This is a genomic window from Amycolatopsis sp. NPDC043887, assembly GCF_056435665.1.
Window position 1 is genome coordinate 350660 of record NZ_JBWKEB010000005.1, and the last position, 15925, is coordinate 366584.

The 15925-nt window shown below is 68.2% G+C and carries 12 protein-coding genes; 2 read left to right on the plus strand and 10 right to left on the minus strand.

The window, feature by feature from the left end; genetic code table 11:
* Positions 1 to 15: 15 nt before the first annotated feature.
* Together AC069H_RS16200 and AC069H_RS16205 are read right to left on the minus strand one after the other, a co-directional pair.
* Positions 16 to 1755, minus strand: a complete 1740-nt coding sequence (locus AC069H_RS16200) for a pyruvate dehydrogenase (RefSeq protein WP_478232807.1) — start codon at positions 1753 to 1755, stop codon at positions 16 to 18.
* 353 nt (positions 1756 to 2108) lie between these two features.
* Positions 2109 to 2699 carry a cysteine hydrolase family protein gene (locus AC069H_RS16205; RefSeq protein ID WP_478232808.1) on the minus strand — a complete coding sequence of 197 codons (591 nt, stop codon included), beginning with the start codon at positions 2697 to 2699 and terminating at the stop codon, positions 2109 to 2111.
* Positions 2700 to 2819: 120 nt separating this feature from the next.
* Here AC069H_RS16205 and AC069H_RS16210 point away from each other — a divergent pair, with 120 nt between their 5' ends.
* Positions 2820 to 3776: a helix-turn-helix domain-containing protein gene (locus AC069H_RS16210; RefSeq protein WP_478232809.1), complete on the plus strand. Its 957-nt coding sequence runs from the start codon at positions 2820 to 2822 to the stop codon at positions 3774 to 3776.
* Positions 3777 to 4230: 454 nt separating this feature from the next.
* Here the strand turns inward: AC069H_RS16210 and AC069H_RS16215 are convergent, their stop codons facing one another.
* Entirely contained in the window at positions 4231 to 4596 is a 366-nt protein-coding gene (locus AC069H_RS16215) for an ArsR/SmtB family transcription factor (RefSeq protein ID WP_478232810.1), read from the minus strand.
* 266 nt (positions 4597 to 4862) lie between these two features.
* On the opposite strand from AC069H_RS16215, the gene AC069H_RS16220 reads away from it, so the two are divergent.
* Positions 4863 to 5522, plus strand: a complete 660-nt coding sequence (locus AC069H_RS16220; RefSeq protein ID WP_478228171.1) for a hypothetical protein — start codon at positions 4863 to 4865, stop codon at positions 5520 to 5522.
* A 14-nt stretch (positions 5523 to 5536) separates the two neighbouring features.
* On the opposite strand, the gene AC069H_RS16225 is transcribed toward AC069H_RS16220, so the two are convergent.
* The 7 genes from AC069H_RS16225 to AC069H_RS16255 all read right to left on the minus strand — a co-directional run bounded on the left by AC069H_RS16225 (position 5537) and on the right by AC069H_RS16255 (position 15783).
* Positions 5537 to 5686, minus strand: coding sequence for a hypothetical protein (locus AC069H_RS16225; protein WP_185927105.1), 150 nt, complete (start codon positions 5684 to 5686; stop codon positions 5537 to 5539).
* Between the two features lie 391 nt (positions 5687 to 6077).
* A complete protein-coding gene (map, locus tag AC069H_RS16230) occupies positions 6078 to 6884 on the minus strand; it encodes a type I methionyl aminopeptidase (protein ID WP_478232811.1) in 807 nt (268 codons plus the stop codon).
* A gap of 80 nt (positions 6885 to 6964) precedes the next feature.
* Positions 6965 to 8335, minus strand: coding sequence for an aspartate aminotransferase family protein (locus tag AC069H_RS16235; RefSeq protein ID WP_478232812.1), 1371 nt, complete (start codon positions 8333 to 8335; stop codon positions 6965 to 6967).
* Positions 8332 to 12384, minus strand: a complete 4053-nt coding sequence (locus AC069H_RS16240) for a Pls/PosA family non-ribosomal peptide synthetase (RefSeq protein WP_478232813.1) — start codon at positions 12382 to 12384, stop codon at positions 8332 to 8334. Before AC069H_RS16240 ends, AC069H_RS16235 begins: the two co-directional genes overlap by 4 nt.
* Positions 12381 to 13649, minus strand: a complete 1269-nt coding sequence (locus AC069H_RS16245) for an aspartate kinase (RefSeq protein ID WP_478232814.1) — start codon at positions 13647 to 13649, stop codon at positions 12381 to 12383. The genes AC069H_RS16240 and AC069H_RS16245 overlap by 4 nt, the downstream gene beginning before the upstream one ends.
* A 329-nt stretch (positions 13650 to 13978) precedes the next feature.
* Entirely contained in the window at positions 13979 to 14704 is a 726-nt protein-coding gene (locus AC069H_RS16250) for an ABC transporter ATP-binding protein (RefSeq protein WP_478232815.1), read from the minus strand.
* Positions 14701 to 15783 (minus strand): ABC transporter permease, encoded by a 1083-nt coding sequence (locus AC069H_RS16255; RefSeq protein ID WP_478232816.1) that lies wholly within the window; start codon positions 15781 to 15783, stop codon positions 14701 to 14703. The genes AC069H_RS16250 and AC069H_RS16255 overlap by 4 nt, the downstream gene beginning before the upstream one ends.
* Positions 15784 to 15925 lie beyond the last annotated feature (142 nt).

A 15925-nucleotide genomic window follows, 5' to 3' on the forward strand; every position in this document is an offset into this window, starting at 1 on the left:
GGTGCCGCGAAAGCGTCACGGCCGCGGGATGTTGCGAAGGTTGGCCCGGGCGAGGTCGATCATCCGGCCGACCCCGCCTTCGAGAACGACCTTGCTCGCGGCCAAGGCGAATCCGCCGAGCTGACCGGCGGTGATATGCGGCGGGACGGACAGCGCGTTCGGATCGGTCACGACGTCCACCAGTGCCGGGCCGTCGTGGCTCAGCGCTTCCTTGAGCGCGGCGCGCAACCGGGTCGGGTCGGTCACCCGCTCGGCGCGCAAACCCGCACCACTGGCGATGGCGGCGAAGTCGACCGGGCGGTGGTCGGTCTGATAGTCGGGCAGGCCGTCCACCAGCATCTCCAGCTTCACCATGCCCAGCGAGGAGTTGTTGAACGTCACGATCTTGACCGGGAGGTCGTGCAAGGCCACGGTGAGCAGTTCGCCGAGCAGCATGCCCAGCCCACCGTCGCCGGACATCGACACGACCTGGCGTCCCGGATAGGCGAACTGCGCGCCGATGGCGTGCGGCAGGGCGTTGGCCATCGTGCCGTGCAGGAACGACCCGATGACCCGGCGGCGCCCGTTGGGGGTGAGATACCTGGCCGCCCAGACATTGCACATGCCGGTGTCGACGGTGAAGATCGCGTCGTCCGCGGCCAGTTCGTCGAGGAGATCCGCGGCGAACTCCGGGTGGATCGGCACGTGCCGCTCGACGTTGCGGGTGTAGGCGTCGACGACCTGTTCGAGCGTTTTGCAGTGATCACGCAGCATGCGGTCCAGGAACGTCCGGTCGGTCTTGCGCCGCAGGAGCGGCTGCACGGCCCGCAGGGTCTCCCGCACGTCGCCGTGTACCGCCAGTTCCAGCGGGGTACGCCTGCCGAGTCGGGTCGCGTCGTGGTCGACCTGCACGGTCCGGGCCTGGGGAAGGAAGGAGTCGTAAGGAAAATCGGTGCCCAGCAAGACCAGCAGATCCGCGTCGTGCATGGCCCGGTAGCAGGCGCCGTAGCCGAGCAGCCCGCTCATCCCGACGTCGTAGGGATTGTCGTACTGGATCCATTCCTTGCCGCGCAGGCTGTGGCCGACCGGCGCCTGCACGGTCCCGGCCAGCTCCATCACCTCCGCGTGCGCGCCGCGCACCCCGGCGCCGGCGAACAAGGTGACGGTCTCGGCGTCGTTGATCAACTCGGCGAGCCGTGTCACCTGGGGTTCGGGTGGCATGACCGTCCCGTGCTCGGTGACCGGCTTCCCGGTCCCCGTGGGCGCGACGGCGTCGAGGTGCGCGATGTCGCCGGGCAGCACCAGCACCGAAACCTCGCCGCGGGACAACGCGTGCTGCATGGCGATCCGCAGCACCCTGGGCATCTGAGCGGGCCTGCTGATCTGTTCGCAATAGCCACTGCAGTCGACGAACAGCCGTTCGGGATGGGTTTCCTGGAAGAACCCGGTGCCGATCTGGCCGGACGGGATATGCGAGGCGAGCGCGAGCACCGGGGCGCCGGTGCGGTGGGCGTCGTAAAGCCCTTGCACCAGATGGGTGTTGCCGGGGCCGCAGCTCCCCGCGCACACCGCGAGCCGTCCGGTCAGCTGGGCCTCGGCGGCCGCGGCGAAGGCACCCGCCTCCTCGTTGCGGACATGGACCCACTCGATGCCCGGGGTGCGGCGGATCGCGTCGACGACGGGGTTGAGGCTGTCTCCGACCACGCCGTAGATCCGTTCCACCCCGGCCTGCACCAGGACTTGGACGAATTGCTCGGCGACGTTGGGCTTGGCCATCACGACCCCTTCGATGCTTCGGCGGCGAATACCCTCATGATCCACGTGCAGACCTCACCTCGCAGGTCCTATTGAGGGGTAAGGCAAAAATGGCCTGATCGAGGCAGCGGTGGGAGTGGGCTCGCCAAGGACCGGCTGAAGCTTGACCGCGTCGGTGCCATTGCCCCCTTGCTCGCCCGAAGTACATGAAGGAGCCCTTCCTGTACCTAGGCGCAAGGAAGAGGTCCTTCATGTACTCGGCAAGGTGTGAAGGTCGAGTTTTCCTCGGCTGAGCCGAGGGAAGGGGGCCTTCACGCGCAGCTGCTGTGACTGCTGGTGGACGTGGCGCTTGCCGGGTCCGTGAAGGCACGGCCCTAGCCGAGTTCCGCCGAGGAACCGACGACGACGGCGTAGAGATCACCGATCGTCGCGAGCGCCGCGCGGTGCTGTTCCGCGGCGGTCACCGGACCGGCGACGGAAGGAAGCGCGCGCGTGGCACAGGCCGCGGCGACCACGGTCGGGGTGTTCCCGCGCAGGAACGCGCCCTCCGCGGTGAACGTGACGCACATATGGGTCATGAACCCGGCCACGACGACGTCCTGGTGCCCTGCGGCATCGACCAGCTCCTCCAGCCGGGTTCCGACGAACGAATTCGGCGCGGTCTTCACCACGACCTCCTCGCCCGGAACGGGGGCGACACGTTCGTGGATCCGGCCGATGTCCTGCCGGAGGTCGTACGGGCTGCCCTCGCCGCCGTCGTGCATGACGTGGATGACCGTCGCGCCCTCGGCACGAGCGCGCTCCAGCAAGGTGGCCGCCTCGTCGAGTGCCGCTCCCCAGCCGTCGAGCTCCATCACGCCGCGCGTGTAGGTGTTCTGGTAGTCGACGAGGATCACGGTCGCGTCCGAGAGCGTCGCGGGGGTCGTCGGCAAGGTGCTGATTTCGCGGAGAGTGGTGCTGGTCATCGTGTGTTCCTTCGCTTTCCGGTCGGTACGGCTACCATGATTGCTGACCCGATCCGATAGCGAGATACGGATTCGGGTCAGCCGTGGTCGAGATCGGCCGACATCCGCGGGAAGGGAACGATGCACGCTCCGAGTGTGGCCGTCCTGGCGTTCGAGGGGATCAGCCCGTTCCATCTCGCCGTGCCGTCGCTGGTGTGGGGACCTGAATCGCCGGCGGGCGACATGGAGCCGTGGCCGATCACGGTCGTCGCCGTCGAACCGGGCAGACTCACCACGAGCGCCGGCTATTCGATCGACGTTCCCGCCGGTCTCGGCACCCTCGCGGAGGCCGACATCGTCGTGGTGCCATGGTGGTCCGACCCGGAAACCTCGACGCCCTCGCCCGTGGCCGCCGCGTTGCGAGCCGCGCACGAACGCGGAGCGCTCGTCGTCGGCCTCTGCCTGGGAGTCTTCGCTCTCGCGGACGCGGGCATCCTCGACGGGCGCGCCGCGACCACCCACTGGAAATGGGTCGAAACCTTCCGGAGGCGCTTCCCCTCGGTGGAACTGCGTCCAGAGGAGTTATACGTCGACGAAGGTGACGTCGTGACCGGCGCGGGCGCGACCGCTGGGATCGACACGTGCCTTCACCTGCTCGCCCGCACGGCCGGGCAGGTCGTCGCCAACCGGGTCGCCCGGCGGATCGTCGCCGCGCCGCACCGTCCCGGCGGCCAGGCCCAGTTCATCGAACTGCCCGTCCCCGCCGCGGACGAGGATCCGCTCACCGCCGTGATGAGCTGGGCGCGGTCCCATCTGGACGCGCAGCACAGCATCGACGACCTCGCCGCCCGGGCACATATGAGCCGCAGCACCTTCACTCGCTCGTTCCGCGCCCGCACCGGGACCACCGTCCACAGCTGGCTCGTCGCACAACGCCTCGCCCGGGCGCGCCAACTCCTCGAGACGACCTCGCTCGGCATCGACGCGGTCGCCGCGCAGTCCGGCTTCGGCACCCCTGCCCGTCTTCGCAAACACTTCGCCACCGCGCTGGGCACGACGCCGACGCGCTACCGAGTCGAGTTCTCCGCCCCGCGCTGATCGCCACGGGTTAGACACGCGGGCCGCCCGAGGTGAGAGAAATCCTTTTCTCGCCCGCTCATGGGAAAGTGGAATCCTTATTTCCGCAAACCGGCGGGACTGAGTGCGCGCGGAAAGAGTCGTGTCATACACTCGGCTTTTCACATCAGCGAATGGCTCACCCCAGAGGGTGATCTCTATCGAGTGCATTGCCCGGCGGAACTGGATCGAAGAAGCCGTTCCGGGGCAAGATGGCCGGGCACGAAGACCGGCACGATGGAGGACCATGTGGAGCTGTGCGGAACCCCCATCTTCGACTCTCTGGTCGAGGAGACGAGGAGGACGGCCGCCGGAAATGGCACGCTCCCCCGCGATGACAATTCAGAATCGAGCGAGCAACGCGCGGACGCCATCGACGAAAACAAATGACGATCACCTGACGCCATGAGAAAACGAAATAGACCGTTTTCGATTCTCATCCTTTTTCAGATGAAGACACATCACCGGAAAATCCGGCGGAATTCTGCAGATCGTCGAGCAACCCCAGCTGGCCGGCGATGACCCCGGTCAGGATCCCGCGAGCGACGGTGAGCAGTTCGGTGACCGACGGACTGGTCAGCGAGTAGGAGACGGTCGCGCCTTCCTTGCGGGGCACCACCAGGTTGGCGCGACGCAGGACGGCGAGCTGCTGCGACAGGTTGGCGGGCTCGATGCCGAGGTCGGCGAGCAGCTCCGAGACGTGATGCTCCCGCTCGCTGAGCAGTTCGAGCACACGGATCCGGACGGGGTGCCCCAGCGTCTTGAAGAACTCCGCCGTCGCCTGATACAGGGGGCTGTTCATCGGCATCCCTTCCCCGCAGGTCCAGCCGTCCGCACACCCCTGATCGTGCCCGATTTCCGGAGCCGCCGAACCTCACCCGCGCCGATCGGGCGCGACCACACCCGATCAGGGCACAAAAACGCGTTATTTGAGCACCAGCACACGGTCACGAATTGCACAATTATGCAAGTCTGCATATCAGAGAAGGTGAGAACACCTGTGAGTCACGGCATGCGGGATTCCGCGAGCCTCTTGTCGATCCCCCGGCCCGCCACGAGGAGTGGACGGTGACCACCCGCCACTCCATCCCCACCGCCGCCACCCGGGCTCACCTCGTCCTCGCCGCGCACGCGGCGGAGCTGGCCGATCTCGCCGCGAACGCCGCCCGGGAGGACGCGTGCTCGACGCGGGATCATTCCGGCTTGATCGGGATGGCACAGCAGATCCTCGAGGCGGCGGTGGTCGCCGCGAGGCTCGACGGGAAGACTTGGCAGGAGATCGCGTGCGGACTCGACGGCGCGACCCCGCGGTCCGTGCGGACCCGGTACTGGCCCTCGGTCGCGCGGTTCCGCGCGGATCCCTTCCCCTCGCAGAACGCGCGCCGCGAGGGCGTGCCGGAGCACACCGAGCAGACGGCCTTCCACCTACGACGGCTGCCGACTCCGGAACAGCGACCCGACACCGCCGAGTCCGCGACGGAACCGGCCCGTTCGCCGGCCGGGCACCTCGCCCTGGTCACGATCCCGGCTGAACAGGGCGAAGGCGAAGCGGTGCGCGAACCGGCGGCCGCGGACGCCCGGTTGAAGATCGCGGAAAGGCTGGTCGCCGCCTACGAGCGGATCGCGACCAGCGACCGTCAGCCCCCGCAATGGATCCTCGACGGTCTGGCCCACGCCCGCCGCACGGCCGCGGAACTCCGTGCCCACACGGGCACGCCACCTGAATGACTCTCGGCGGGAAGCTACACCGAGGTCGCGAGACCGGCTTCGCGGTCGAAGTCGTGCTCATCCTCGGTCTGCGTCCGCGCCACCATCTTCGCGACCAGGTCGAAGATCGGCGTGGCTTCCTGCGGGAAGGTCACGCTCTGCTGGTTCGCGCTCTCGGCGATCATGAACCGCTACTCCTCATGGGTGATGACAACAGCGACCATTCACTCTAACGGTCGCGCCGTGACGACGGGCCGTATTCGGAGTTTTCGGTCGAACATCACCCAGGGGCGACCAGGACGGAGGCCGGGCGATGCCACACCGCCCGGCCTCCGTGCCGGTGACGCCGGCGTTCGCGAAGCACCGGTTGGTCCCATCCCGTCGCCGAACGAGATGTCCGGCTTCACGAAATCATCCCTGTTGCCACAGACGACGGTGTTGATGGCGAAGGCCGATGATCGCCCGGTTGGGTGACCGGACGCGAGCGAGCCTATTCACGCCGGCGGCACCGGAGAACGAGAACCCCGCGACGCCGCCTGGTACGCACACCGGCGCTGCCCGAAAAGGCGAACGGGCTCAGGAATCCTTTGTGGACACACGGCCGGCGGCAACTTCGTCCTCGCGCCTGGTGAGCACCAGCGGAGCGCCTTCGGTGATCGCCACCGTGTGCTCGGAATGGGCCGCGCGGGAACCGTCGGCCGAGCGGATGGTCCAGCCGTCGTCGTCGAAGACGATCCGGTCGGTCGTGCGGGCGAACCAGGGTTCGAGCGCGACGGTGAGTCCCGGCTGGAGCTTCAGGCCACGGCCCGCCTTGCCCTTGTTGGGAATGTGGAGTTCCTCGTGCATGGTGCGGCCGATGCCGTGGCCACCGAACTCGGTGTTCACCGGATAGCCGTGGGCACGGGCCACCGCCCAGATGGCCGCGGAGATGTCGCCGAGGCGATTGCCCGGACGCGCGGCCTCGATCGCGGCCTCCAATGCCTCCTCGGTGGCGCGGACGATCCGCAGATCCTCCTCGGCGGGCGTCCCGACGATGACCGTGCGCGCCGAGTCGGCCGCCCAGCCGTCGATCTTCACCGCGAGGTCCGCGGTGAGCACGTCCCCGTCGCGCAGCGTGTAGTCGTGGGGCAGGCCGTGCAGGACGGCGTCGTTGACCGCCAGGCAGATGACGTTGCGGAACGGGCCTTTGCCGAAGGACGGCGCGTAGTCCCAGTAGCACGACTCCGCGCCCCGCCGCTCGATCATGCCGCGTACGTGGTGTTCCAAGTCCATCAGGTTGACGCCCACGTTCGCGAGGTCGCCGACCTCGGTGAGCACTTCGGCGACGAAACGCCCGGTCACGTGCATGCGCTCGATCTCGGCGGGCGTCTTCAGTTCGATCATCGGATCCTCGTGTCGCTGATTGGTATTATCATACCGGCACCCTAGCAGCAGGCGGTATAATAATACCAATCAGCGGTGCCCTACCCTGCCGGGCAGCAGCGCTCGATCGCGTCGAGCAGGATCCCGCCCGCGAGCTCGATCTCCTCGGCGGTCACGGTGAGCGGTGGCATCAGCCGGATCACGCTGTCGTCGCGGCCGCCGAGCTCGACGATCAGCCCATGCCGCAGCGCGTGGGCCTGCACGGCGCGGGCATATCCGCCTGCCGGGCGGCCATCGCTCGGATCGGCCAGCTCGATCCCCCACATCAGGCCGAGGCCACGGACCTCACGGACCCAGACGTGGTCGTGCAGGGTGTCGAGTCGTCGTGAGAGCTGCCGCCCGCGCTGCCGGACATTGCCCAGCACGTCGTCCCGCCGGACGACGTGGACGGCCGCCGCGCCGGCGGCGAACGCGGTCTGGTTGCCCCGGAACGTGCCGGTGTGCGCGCCGGGCGCCCAGCCGTCCAGTCGCCGGTCGTAGAAGATCACCGCCACCGGAAGCCCCATCCCGCTCAAGGCCTTCGAAGCGATGATCACGTCGGGCTCGATGTCGTAGTGCTCGAAGGCGAACCAGGTTCCGGTGCGGCCGCAGCCCGTCTGCACCTCGTCGACGACGAGCGGGACGTCCAGTTCCGCGGTCAGCGCGCGGACGCGCCGTACGAAGTCACGGTCCGCCGGGATGATCCCGCCTTCGCCTTGCACCATTTCGAGAATCACCGCGGCGGGAAGGGGGATACCGCCGTTGGGATCTCGCAGCGATCGTTCCAGCAGGCCAACGCAGTTGGTCTCGCACGTGTCGGGCGCAAGGCCCACCGGGCACCGGGCGCAGTAGGAGTACGGGAAGAAATGCACGCCGGGTACGCCGTTGACGATCGGTCGTTTCTGGTCGACGAGACCGGTCAACGCCATCGCCGCGTGGCTCGAGCCGTGGAACCCGCCCTGGAAGGACACCAAGTCGCCACGGCCGGTCGTGGTCTTGCAGAGTTTGATCGCGGCGTCCACCGCGTTGGCCCCGCCGGGATCGCAGAAGTGCATCCGCATCCGCGAGCGCAGGCCAGGCGGCAGCATGGACAGCTGAGCGTCGACGAAGTCACGTTTCGCCGGCGTCGGGAAGTCCAAGCCGTGGGTGAGCACGTGGAGCTGTTCGGTGGCCGCGTGCACCAGTTCGGGATGGTTGTGGCCGAGGGAGAGCACACCCGCGCCCGCCAGGAAGTCGATGAAGACGTTCCCGTCCACGTCCCACAGGTAGCTTCCCGCCGCACCCGCGATCGCGATCGGCAGGTGGCGTGGATAGGCCCGCGCACTGGATTCCCACTGGCGCTGGTGTTCGAGGAACTCCGCGGAGCGCGGCCCCGGCAGGGAGCCCTCGACGCGAGGTGCCAGCGCCGGCCTCGTCGTGGAAGCGTGGGTCATGGCAACCTCCTTACCGCGGCGATCTCGGCGGCCGCTTCGAGTTCGACCGCCGGATTGGCGTGCCAGCGGGTTCGCGCCGGGGCCACGGTGCCCTTCATCAGGAACGCGTCGGCCTCGGCGATCACTCCTTCCTCCATCGTCACTCCATAGTGGACGAAGGCGCCGACACCGAGCGTGCATCCCGCGCCGATGGTGATGTGGTCGGATTTGAAGGTCCCGTCCTCGAGCGAATGTCCTTGCACGACGGTGTGCAGGTTGAGCACGCAGTCGTCGCCGATGCTCACCAGGGACCGTTCCGGGATGGCACATCCGTCGTCGAAGACACGGCGGCCGATCCGGACGCCGAGACGGCGCAAGAGGAACGGCTTGAACGTAGTCCCGTCGAACAACGCGAGATAGCGGGCGGGGCTGAGTTTCCAGAACCGTTCGTGCCGCCAGAAGGCCGGATCGTAGATCGAGCAGAACAGCGGCCGCATCGACCGGAAACCCTGTACGGCCAGTTCCGCAAGCATGAGGAACGCGACCGAGAACACCAGCGTCGCCACGATGCCGCCACCGACGGCGAGCGGGCCGAACCGCGCGTGCAGGACTCCGGCCGCCGCGCCGATCAACAGGATTCCGAACAGGTGCAGCCAGTGCACGAGCAGGTAGACGCCGATGGTGACGGTGTTGTGCCGGTTCTTCGCCCTCAGGCCCCGGCGCAGCGCGTCCCCCGTGCCGAGGTGCTCGAACCCGGTGTCACGGCGGACGGTGCGAGGGATCTCGAACGCGGGCGAGCCCAAGAGGCCGACGTTCTCCCGGACCGGTCCGTCCAAGGGAACGAGGACCTTGGTGGCCAGCAGGCAGTTTCGGCCGATCTTCGCGCCCGGCGGGAAGGCGATTTCGTTGCCCAGGAACGCCTGCGGCGCGACGGACGTCCTGCGCATCCGGAACGACGAAGCGGAGAAGTCGGCGTTGAGCAGCGAAAGGCCGTCAGAGACCATCGTCCCGGTGCCGACCGTGCTCAGGAACGGTGTCTCGTGCTTGACCTCGACCCCGAAGTTGGATCCGGTCTGCTGGACCTTCGACAGGTCGTACCCCAGCGCACGCAGGTAGTACACGATGTAGCTGCTGTCACCGAACAGGTACGTGTACGCGCGCAAGTTCGTCAGCCGCGCGATCAGCCGCTGGATCGCGAAATGCCTGCCATAGAGCGAGTAGACGCGGTCCGGCCGGAGGAACAGGCCGAGCAGGCGCGGGATCGTGAGGACGACCACCAGCCCGGCGAGCAGCGCACCGAGGTACATCAGCGCCGAGTCGGCGATCCGGCCGAGGTAGAAGGCCCAGCTCGTGAAGTCCACCGTCGTCGTGAACCACTGTTCGACGAGCACACCGGCACCACCCAGCGTCAGGGGAAGCGTGCCGAGCAGCAGAAGCAGCACGCTGGCCACGCAGAAGACGATTGGCCTGAGCCTGCCGCGCGCGACCGTGCCCAGCGCCCGGTAGTCCACGCTGGAGAGGCGAGCGGGCGACCCGTGCCAGCTCTCGCCGCTGGGGACGGACTGTCCGGAGTGCAAGGACGACGAGTGGCCGAGCTGCGCGTCGTCTCCGAGCGCCGTGCCGATGTCGAGCACGGTCATCTCGCCGACGAAGGCGTTGGCGCCGAGCGTGATCGTGCCGGTCTGGATCCGGCCCGCTCTGGCGCGGTAGCCCGAGAAGTAGGCGTCCTTCCGGATGACCGCCCCGGCATCGACGCTGAGCAGATCGGTGCAGACCGGCGGGTTCCTGGAGAGGATCAGGGCGCCCTTGCCGATGTCCGCACCGAGCGCCCGCAGGTACCACGAGTACAGCGGAGTGCCGACGAACAGCATCAGTGGGCTGAACCTGACCAAGGTCTTGACTGTCCAGAAGCGCAGGTAGCCGACGCTCCACAGCGGGATCTCCCCCGGCTTCCACCGGCCGACGATCGCCCACTTCGCCAAGATCGGCACCACTGAGAGAACGACGAACACGGCGAGCCCGAGCCCGGCGGCGCGCGCGTAGCTCTCGGCGAAGCCCGTCGCGGCGTCGATCCAGGCGAATCCCGTGTCCAGGAGCCAGCCCGAACCGGCGGCATAGGCGAGGAAGGCAATGAGCTGGAACACTCCACAGAGGACGTACGACGCGGTGGACGCCCGGCGTGGCTCCTCGGCGCGAGCGACCGTGACCTCGGCCGCGGAGGTGGCCGACTCGGCGAGGCCGCGAATGGTCGGGTTGAGGTACACCTCTCTGGCCGACAGCGGCGCGACCTCGCCACGATCCCGGATCACGGCGCAGAACTTGGCCAGCAGCAGGGAGTCGGCACCGTAGTCGTCGAAGAAGTGCCCCGTCACCGAGACCGGCTCGATCCCGAGGACACCGCTCAAGGCCTCCGCCAAACGCAGTTCGGTCTCGGTGGCGGGCGCCACGTAGTCGACGTCGCCGGCCGCTCTTCTCGGGTTCGTGGGTGCCGGGAGATGCTTACGGTCGGCTTTGCCCGCCGGTGTCAACGGGATGTGGTCGAGCTGTTCGAGATAGGCGGGCACCATGTAGCCCGGCAGTAATTCCGCCAAGCGGCGACGGAGTTCTCCGGGATCGGCGTCCTCGTTGTCGCGCCGCAGGCTGTAGTAGGCGACCAGTTCGGTGGTGCCCGCGTCCGGATGGTGGGTTTCGACCACCGCCTGGGCGATGCCGGGTATCCGCAGGAGGACCGACTCGATCTCGGTGAGCTCGACGCGGTAGCCACGGATCTTCACCTGTGTATCGGCACGGCCGTGGTATTCGATCTCCCCGTCCGGGGTGATCCGGCCCAGATCGCCGGTGCGGTAGATCCGGCGGGACGGATTGTGCCCGATGCCGAGGAAGTCCGGGATGAACGCGCGCTCGGTCAGGTCCGGCCGGTTCAGATAGCCGCCGGCGAGCCCGATCCCCGCGATACCGATCTCCCCCAGCTCACCCGCGGCCAGCGCCCTCGGCTCGTCCGGATCGAGGATGACGACCGAATAGGTGGGCAGGGGCACCCCGATGGTCACCGGCCGGTCGGGGCGCAGCACGGACCACGTCGCGGTGACCGTCGCCTCTGTCGGACCGTAGACGTTGAGGAATCGCCTGTCCGCGCGATACCAGCGACGTACGAGGTCTTCGGGACACGCTTCGCCGGACACCAGGAGGAACCGCAGCAGCGGCAGGTCCTCGTCGAGGCTGGCCAGCAGGGTCGGGACGCAGCACAACGCGGTGACCCGGTTCTCCCGCAGGAATTCGAGGAGATCGTGCCCGACGAGGGCGGCACCGCCGGGTTTCGGCACGAGCGTCGCACCGCTCAGCAACGGCACCCAGATCTCCTCGACCGAGAAGTCGAACGCGATCGTCATGCCCTGGTAGACCCTGTCGGTGTCCCGGATGCCGTAGACGTCGGCGGCGACCAGGACGAAGTTGCAGATAGAGGCGTGGTCGATCGTCACGCCTTTCGGTCGTCCGGTCGAGCCGGAGGTGTAGACGACGTAACAGAGTTCGTCGGCAGGTGTGCCCTTCTCAGCCGTGCTGAGCCGTGTTCCCGGCAGCGCGGCGATCCGGTCCGAGTCGTCGTCCAGGCAGACCAGGTCGACACTGCCCGGTTCGAACCGATCGCGCAGCCCGGAGGTCGAGATCACGAGCCGGACGCCGGCGTCCTGGACGATGTAGGCCAGACGGTCGTCCGGAAAGCCCACGTCCAGCGGCACATACGCCGCGTTGACCTTGAGCACGGCGAGCATCGCGACGTAGGGATGCACCGGTTCGGCGAACAGCAGCCCGATCCGGTCACCGGGCCGTACCCCTCGCGCCAGCAGGTGCCGGGCGAGCCGATTGGCTCGCTCGTCCAGCCCGTCGAACGTGACCTTCACGCCTCTTGCGTCCACTGCCAGGCGGTCTCCGAGCCCGTTGGCGCGCAACCGATCGCAGAGGCGCTCGTACAGCAGCTCCAGCCGGTCACCGGCCCGCCATCGAACCCGCTGTTCGTGGCCGTCGCAGGTCAGTACCAGGCCGTCGGTGGTGAACTGTCCGTACGGGCTCATGTCCTGTCCTCCGCCAAGCCGAAGGAGTCGTGCAGGGCTCGGACGGTCGTGTCGACGACGTCGGCGGGGATCACGGCGGTGAGGCGCGACTGCGACGTCGTCATCGACGGCACCGTGACCCGGTGACGGGCGAGGACCCGCAGCAACTCGGGCAGGAAACCGGGCGGATCGAGCAGTGCGGTGCCGACCACGGATACCGAACCGAGCTCCTCACAGACCGTGGAGCGGGCGTCCAGCTCCATCGCGAGCCGGGTGATCGGCGGACCGAGCGGCTCCGTACCCCGGACGGTGAACCTGAGTTCGCCGGGGTCGGGCCAGCTCAGATTCGCCGGTCTCACGCCGCAGCCGGCCAGCATCGTGAGCACGCGTGCGTAGCGATCGGGGTCCGCGGCCGAAACTTCGACCCGGACCAGCCGCACGTCGCGTTCGTGCGCGATACCGATGACGCGGGGAGTGCCTTCCAGCGGCTCTTCGCCCGCCGTGACGACGGTGGACGGGCCGGGATCCGAAGAATGCTTCACCCGCACCGCCACCCCGCGACGGCGCGCGAGCTCGACGGATCGGGGATGCAGCACGCGGGCGCCGAGCTCGGCGAGCTCGACCATGGTGTCGTAGGAGATCGTCCGGACCGGCCGGGTGTCCCGCACGATCCGGGGGTCGGCCGTGCGAACGCCGTGGACGTCGGTGCGGATCTCGCATTCGGAGCCACCGAGCGCGGCCGCCAGTGCCACCGCGGTGGTGTCGGAGCCACCTCTGCCCAGAGTCAGCAGTTCACCGTCGGCGGTCCGTCCCTGGAACCCGGCGACCACGACGACCCGCGCGTCCCGCAGCCGCGCGACGACCTTGCCGGGATCGACCCGGACGATGGTTCCCGCTCCCGGTTCGCCCGCGACCTCGATCCCCGCCTGATCACCCGACAGCGAGACGGCTTCGACCCCGCGCTCGGCCAGCGCCATGGCGAGCACCGCCGCGGAGGCCTGTTCGCCGGTCGCCATCAACTGGTCGAGTTCCCGGGGAGCGGGCGGTTCGGCGAATTCGCCTGCCAGCGCGATCAGCCGGTCGGTACTGTCTCCCATCGCCGACACGACGAGGACCACTCGATGTCCGGCTTCGGCGATCGCCGTCACCTCGGCGGCCACCTGGTTCACCAATGCCGGGGTGGCCAGCGACGATCCACCGTATTTTCGTATGACCAGTCCTTCGCTTCGCGGATTACGTAAAGGTGCGTCCGGGCCGACATCGAGTTCCGGGGAATAATTCACCATTTTCCTTCATGGGGTCGTCGCCGCGAATGGCCGCATTCGCGGCTGGGCATACGACAGGGTCCGGGAGTCCCTGCCGGACAAGGCGCCTTGGCAGGGATGACAGGTTTGGAAAGTAGTGCGGGACGCATTCCACGGATACCTCCATAAGTACGAAAGATCGGCCGTCCGTTTCTCGTGGGCCATAACCCGGCGACAGCGTGCAAGATTATGGCGGCAAACAGCCGAGTTCGATGGAATTAGGGCAGAAGAATGACGTATTCGCAGTGGCTTCGAAATCCGGGCGCGCGACAGCGTGACAAAACGGAATGAATTACCCTGCTCGCCGCGTATTACGAGATCCTTTTACGTATGGATCGGAATGAAGACGGCGGTTCCGAGCGTCCGTCCTTTGTGGAGAGCCGTCCGTCGTGCACTTCGACGATCCGCTCCACCGCGGTGAGATGGACGCGGTCGTGCGTGACCAGGACGGTGGCGGTGGCCCGCTCGCGCGTCAGGCAGGCGATCAGGTCGATGACCGCCGCGCCGCGCTCGTGATCGAGGGCGCTCGTCGGTTCGTCGATCAGCAGCACGGTGGGTTCGTTCATCAACGCGCGGGCGATGTTCACCCGCTGTCGTTGGCCACCGGAGAGCTGGTGCGGGCGACGCCCCGCCTGCGCCGCGAGCCCGACGGCGTCCAGCAGGTCCATGGCCGCAGCCCGTGCTCCGGCCGGGGAGCGGCCGTCGATCCGGGCCATGACCTGAAGCTGCTCGGCGGCTGTGAGGGCGGGCAGCAGATTCGGCTGCTGGAAGACGATCCCGATCTTGCGCCGGCGAAGTCCGGTGAGTTCGCCGCGGGTGAGGCCGGTGGTCGTGGTGCCGTCGACCGTGACGGTCCCATGGTCCGGGGTGATGAGGGTGGCCGCGACGGCGAGCAGGCTGGACTTGCCGGAGCCGGAGGGGCCGGCGACCGCGGTGAGCGTGCCCGGCGGGACGTCCAACGTGACGTCATCGAGTGCGGTGAGGCGGGTGTCACCGTCGGGATAGGTGAGGGTGACCCCGGTCAGATTCAGGCTCATCGGGCACTCCCCAGTGCGGTCAGCGGATCGACGGAAGTGATGCGGCGGACGGAAAGCGCCGCGCCCAGCGCGCCGAGCAGGATCATCACGGCGGACGGCACGAGCACGCTGGCCGGAGTCAGCAGGAAGGGCACGGCGGAGCCGTCGACCATCGTGCCGAGCCCGACGGCCAAGCCGGTTCCGATGGCGGTGCCGCCGACGAGAAGGACGACGGCCTGCCCGAGCGCGTCCTTCAGCAGGAAGGCGGTACTCGCCCCCAACGCCTTGAGGACGGCGATGTCGCCGCTGCGCTGGATGGTCCACACGGTGAAGAAGGCGCCGATCACGAGGGCGGAGATGGCGAAAAGGAAACCGCGCATCAGTTGCAGCGAACCGTTCTCCGAGGTGTAGGAGCCGATCGCGGACAGTGAGTCGCTCTTCGAGACCGTCGTCGTGCCTGCGGCGAGGTCGGTGGCCCCGAGATCGGCGTCGGACGTGGTGGTCAGCGCGAGCACGGTCGCGCTCGGCGCGCCGTCGGTGGGTGGCGCCGTCTTCGCCCAGACGTCGAGGCCCGCCCAGATCACCGGTGTGTGGCTGAACCAGGCGTCTCCCGTCACGGCGGCGACCGTCAACGGGCGTCCGGCCACGGCGACGGTGTCCCCACTGCGGACGCCAAGATCGTCGGCGGCGGACGTCGACAGCACCACCGAGTCGCCGGAGATCCTTTCGGCGCCCGGGGCGAGCGCCGACCCGGTCCGCACACCGAAAACGGAGATCCCGGCGCTGCGGTCGCCCGCGGTGGCCTTGGTGGTGGCTATGCCCAGCGGTTCGGCCGCCGTGACACCCGGGGTCTCGGCCCACTGCCGCCGCTGTGTTTCGGTGACCGCGGAATTGGCATAGGAGAGGCTCTGCCCGGCACCGGGGGCGGCGAAGACGATCTTGTCCGCGGGCAGGCCGGTGATCGCGGAGATGTTCTGCTCGCCCAGCCCCGCGGTGAGCCCGGACAACAAGCCGACCAGCAAGGTGATCAGCACGACGACGGCACCCATCAGGGCGAACCGTCCTTTGGCGAATCTCAGATCTCTCCAGGCGACGAACACGGCTCGGGTCTGTCCTCTCCGGCGGGTGGGCTGGGTACCTCTCCACGATCGCCGCCGGTGACCGTGACGGCATCCAGCCGGAGATGGCACTTCGCCCGCCGGAAGACGGCACGCCGCCTCTACCTTTGGATAGAGGCGCTCG

What these genes read in the sequence shown, in the direction of transcription:
- AC069H_RS16200 (WP_478232807.1), bottom strand. Translation starts at nt 1,755, where the DNA reads ATGGCCAAGCCCAACGTCGCCGAGCAATTCGTCCAAGTCCTGGTGCAG.
- AC069H_RS16205 (WP_478232808.1), bottom strand. Translation starts at nt 2,699, where the DNA reads ATGACCAGCACCACTCTCCGCGAAATCAGCACCTTGCCGACGACCCCC.
- AC069H_RS16210 (WP_478232809.1), top strand. Translation starts at nt 2,820, where the DNA reads ATGCACGCTCCGAGTGTGGCCGTCCTGGCGTTCGAGGGGATCAGCCCG.
- AC069H_RS16215 (WP_478232810.1), bottom strand. Translation starts at nt 4,596, where the DNA reads ATGAACAGCCCCCTGTATCAGGCGACGGCGGAGTTCTTCAAGACGCTG.
- AC069H_RS16225 (WP_185927105.1), bottom strand. Translation starts at nt 5,686, where the DNA reads ATGATCGCCGAGAGCGCGAACCAGCAGAGCGTGACCTTCCCGCAGGAA.
- map (WP_478232811.1), bottom strand. Translation starts at nt 6,884, where the DNA reads ATGATCGAACTGAAGACGCCCGCCGAGATCGAGCGCATGCACGTGACC.
- AC069H_RS16235 (WP_478232812.1), bottom strand. Translation starts at nt 8,335, where the DNA reads ATGACCCACGCTTCCACGACGAGGCCGGCGCTGGCACCTCGCGTCGAG.
- AC069H_RS16240 (WP_478232813.1), bottom strand. Translation starts at nt 12,384, where the DNA reads ATGAGCCCGTACGGACAGTTCACCACCGACGGCCTGGTACTGACCTGC.
- AC069H_RS16245 (WP_478232814.1), bottom strand. Translation starts at nt 13,649, where the DNA reads ATGGTGAATTATTCCCCGGAACTCGATGTCGGCCCGGACGCACCTTTA.
- AC069H_RS16250 (WP_478232815.1), bottom strand. Translation starts at nt 14,704, where the DNA reads ATGAGCCTGAATCTGACCGGGGTCACCCTCACCTATCCCGACGGTGAC.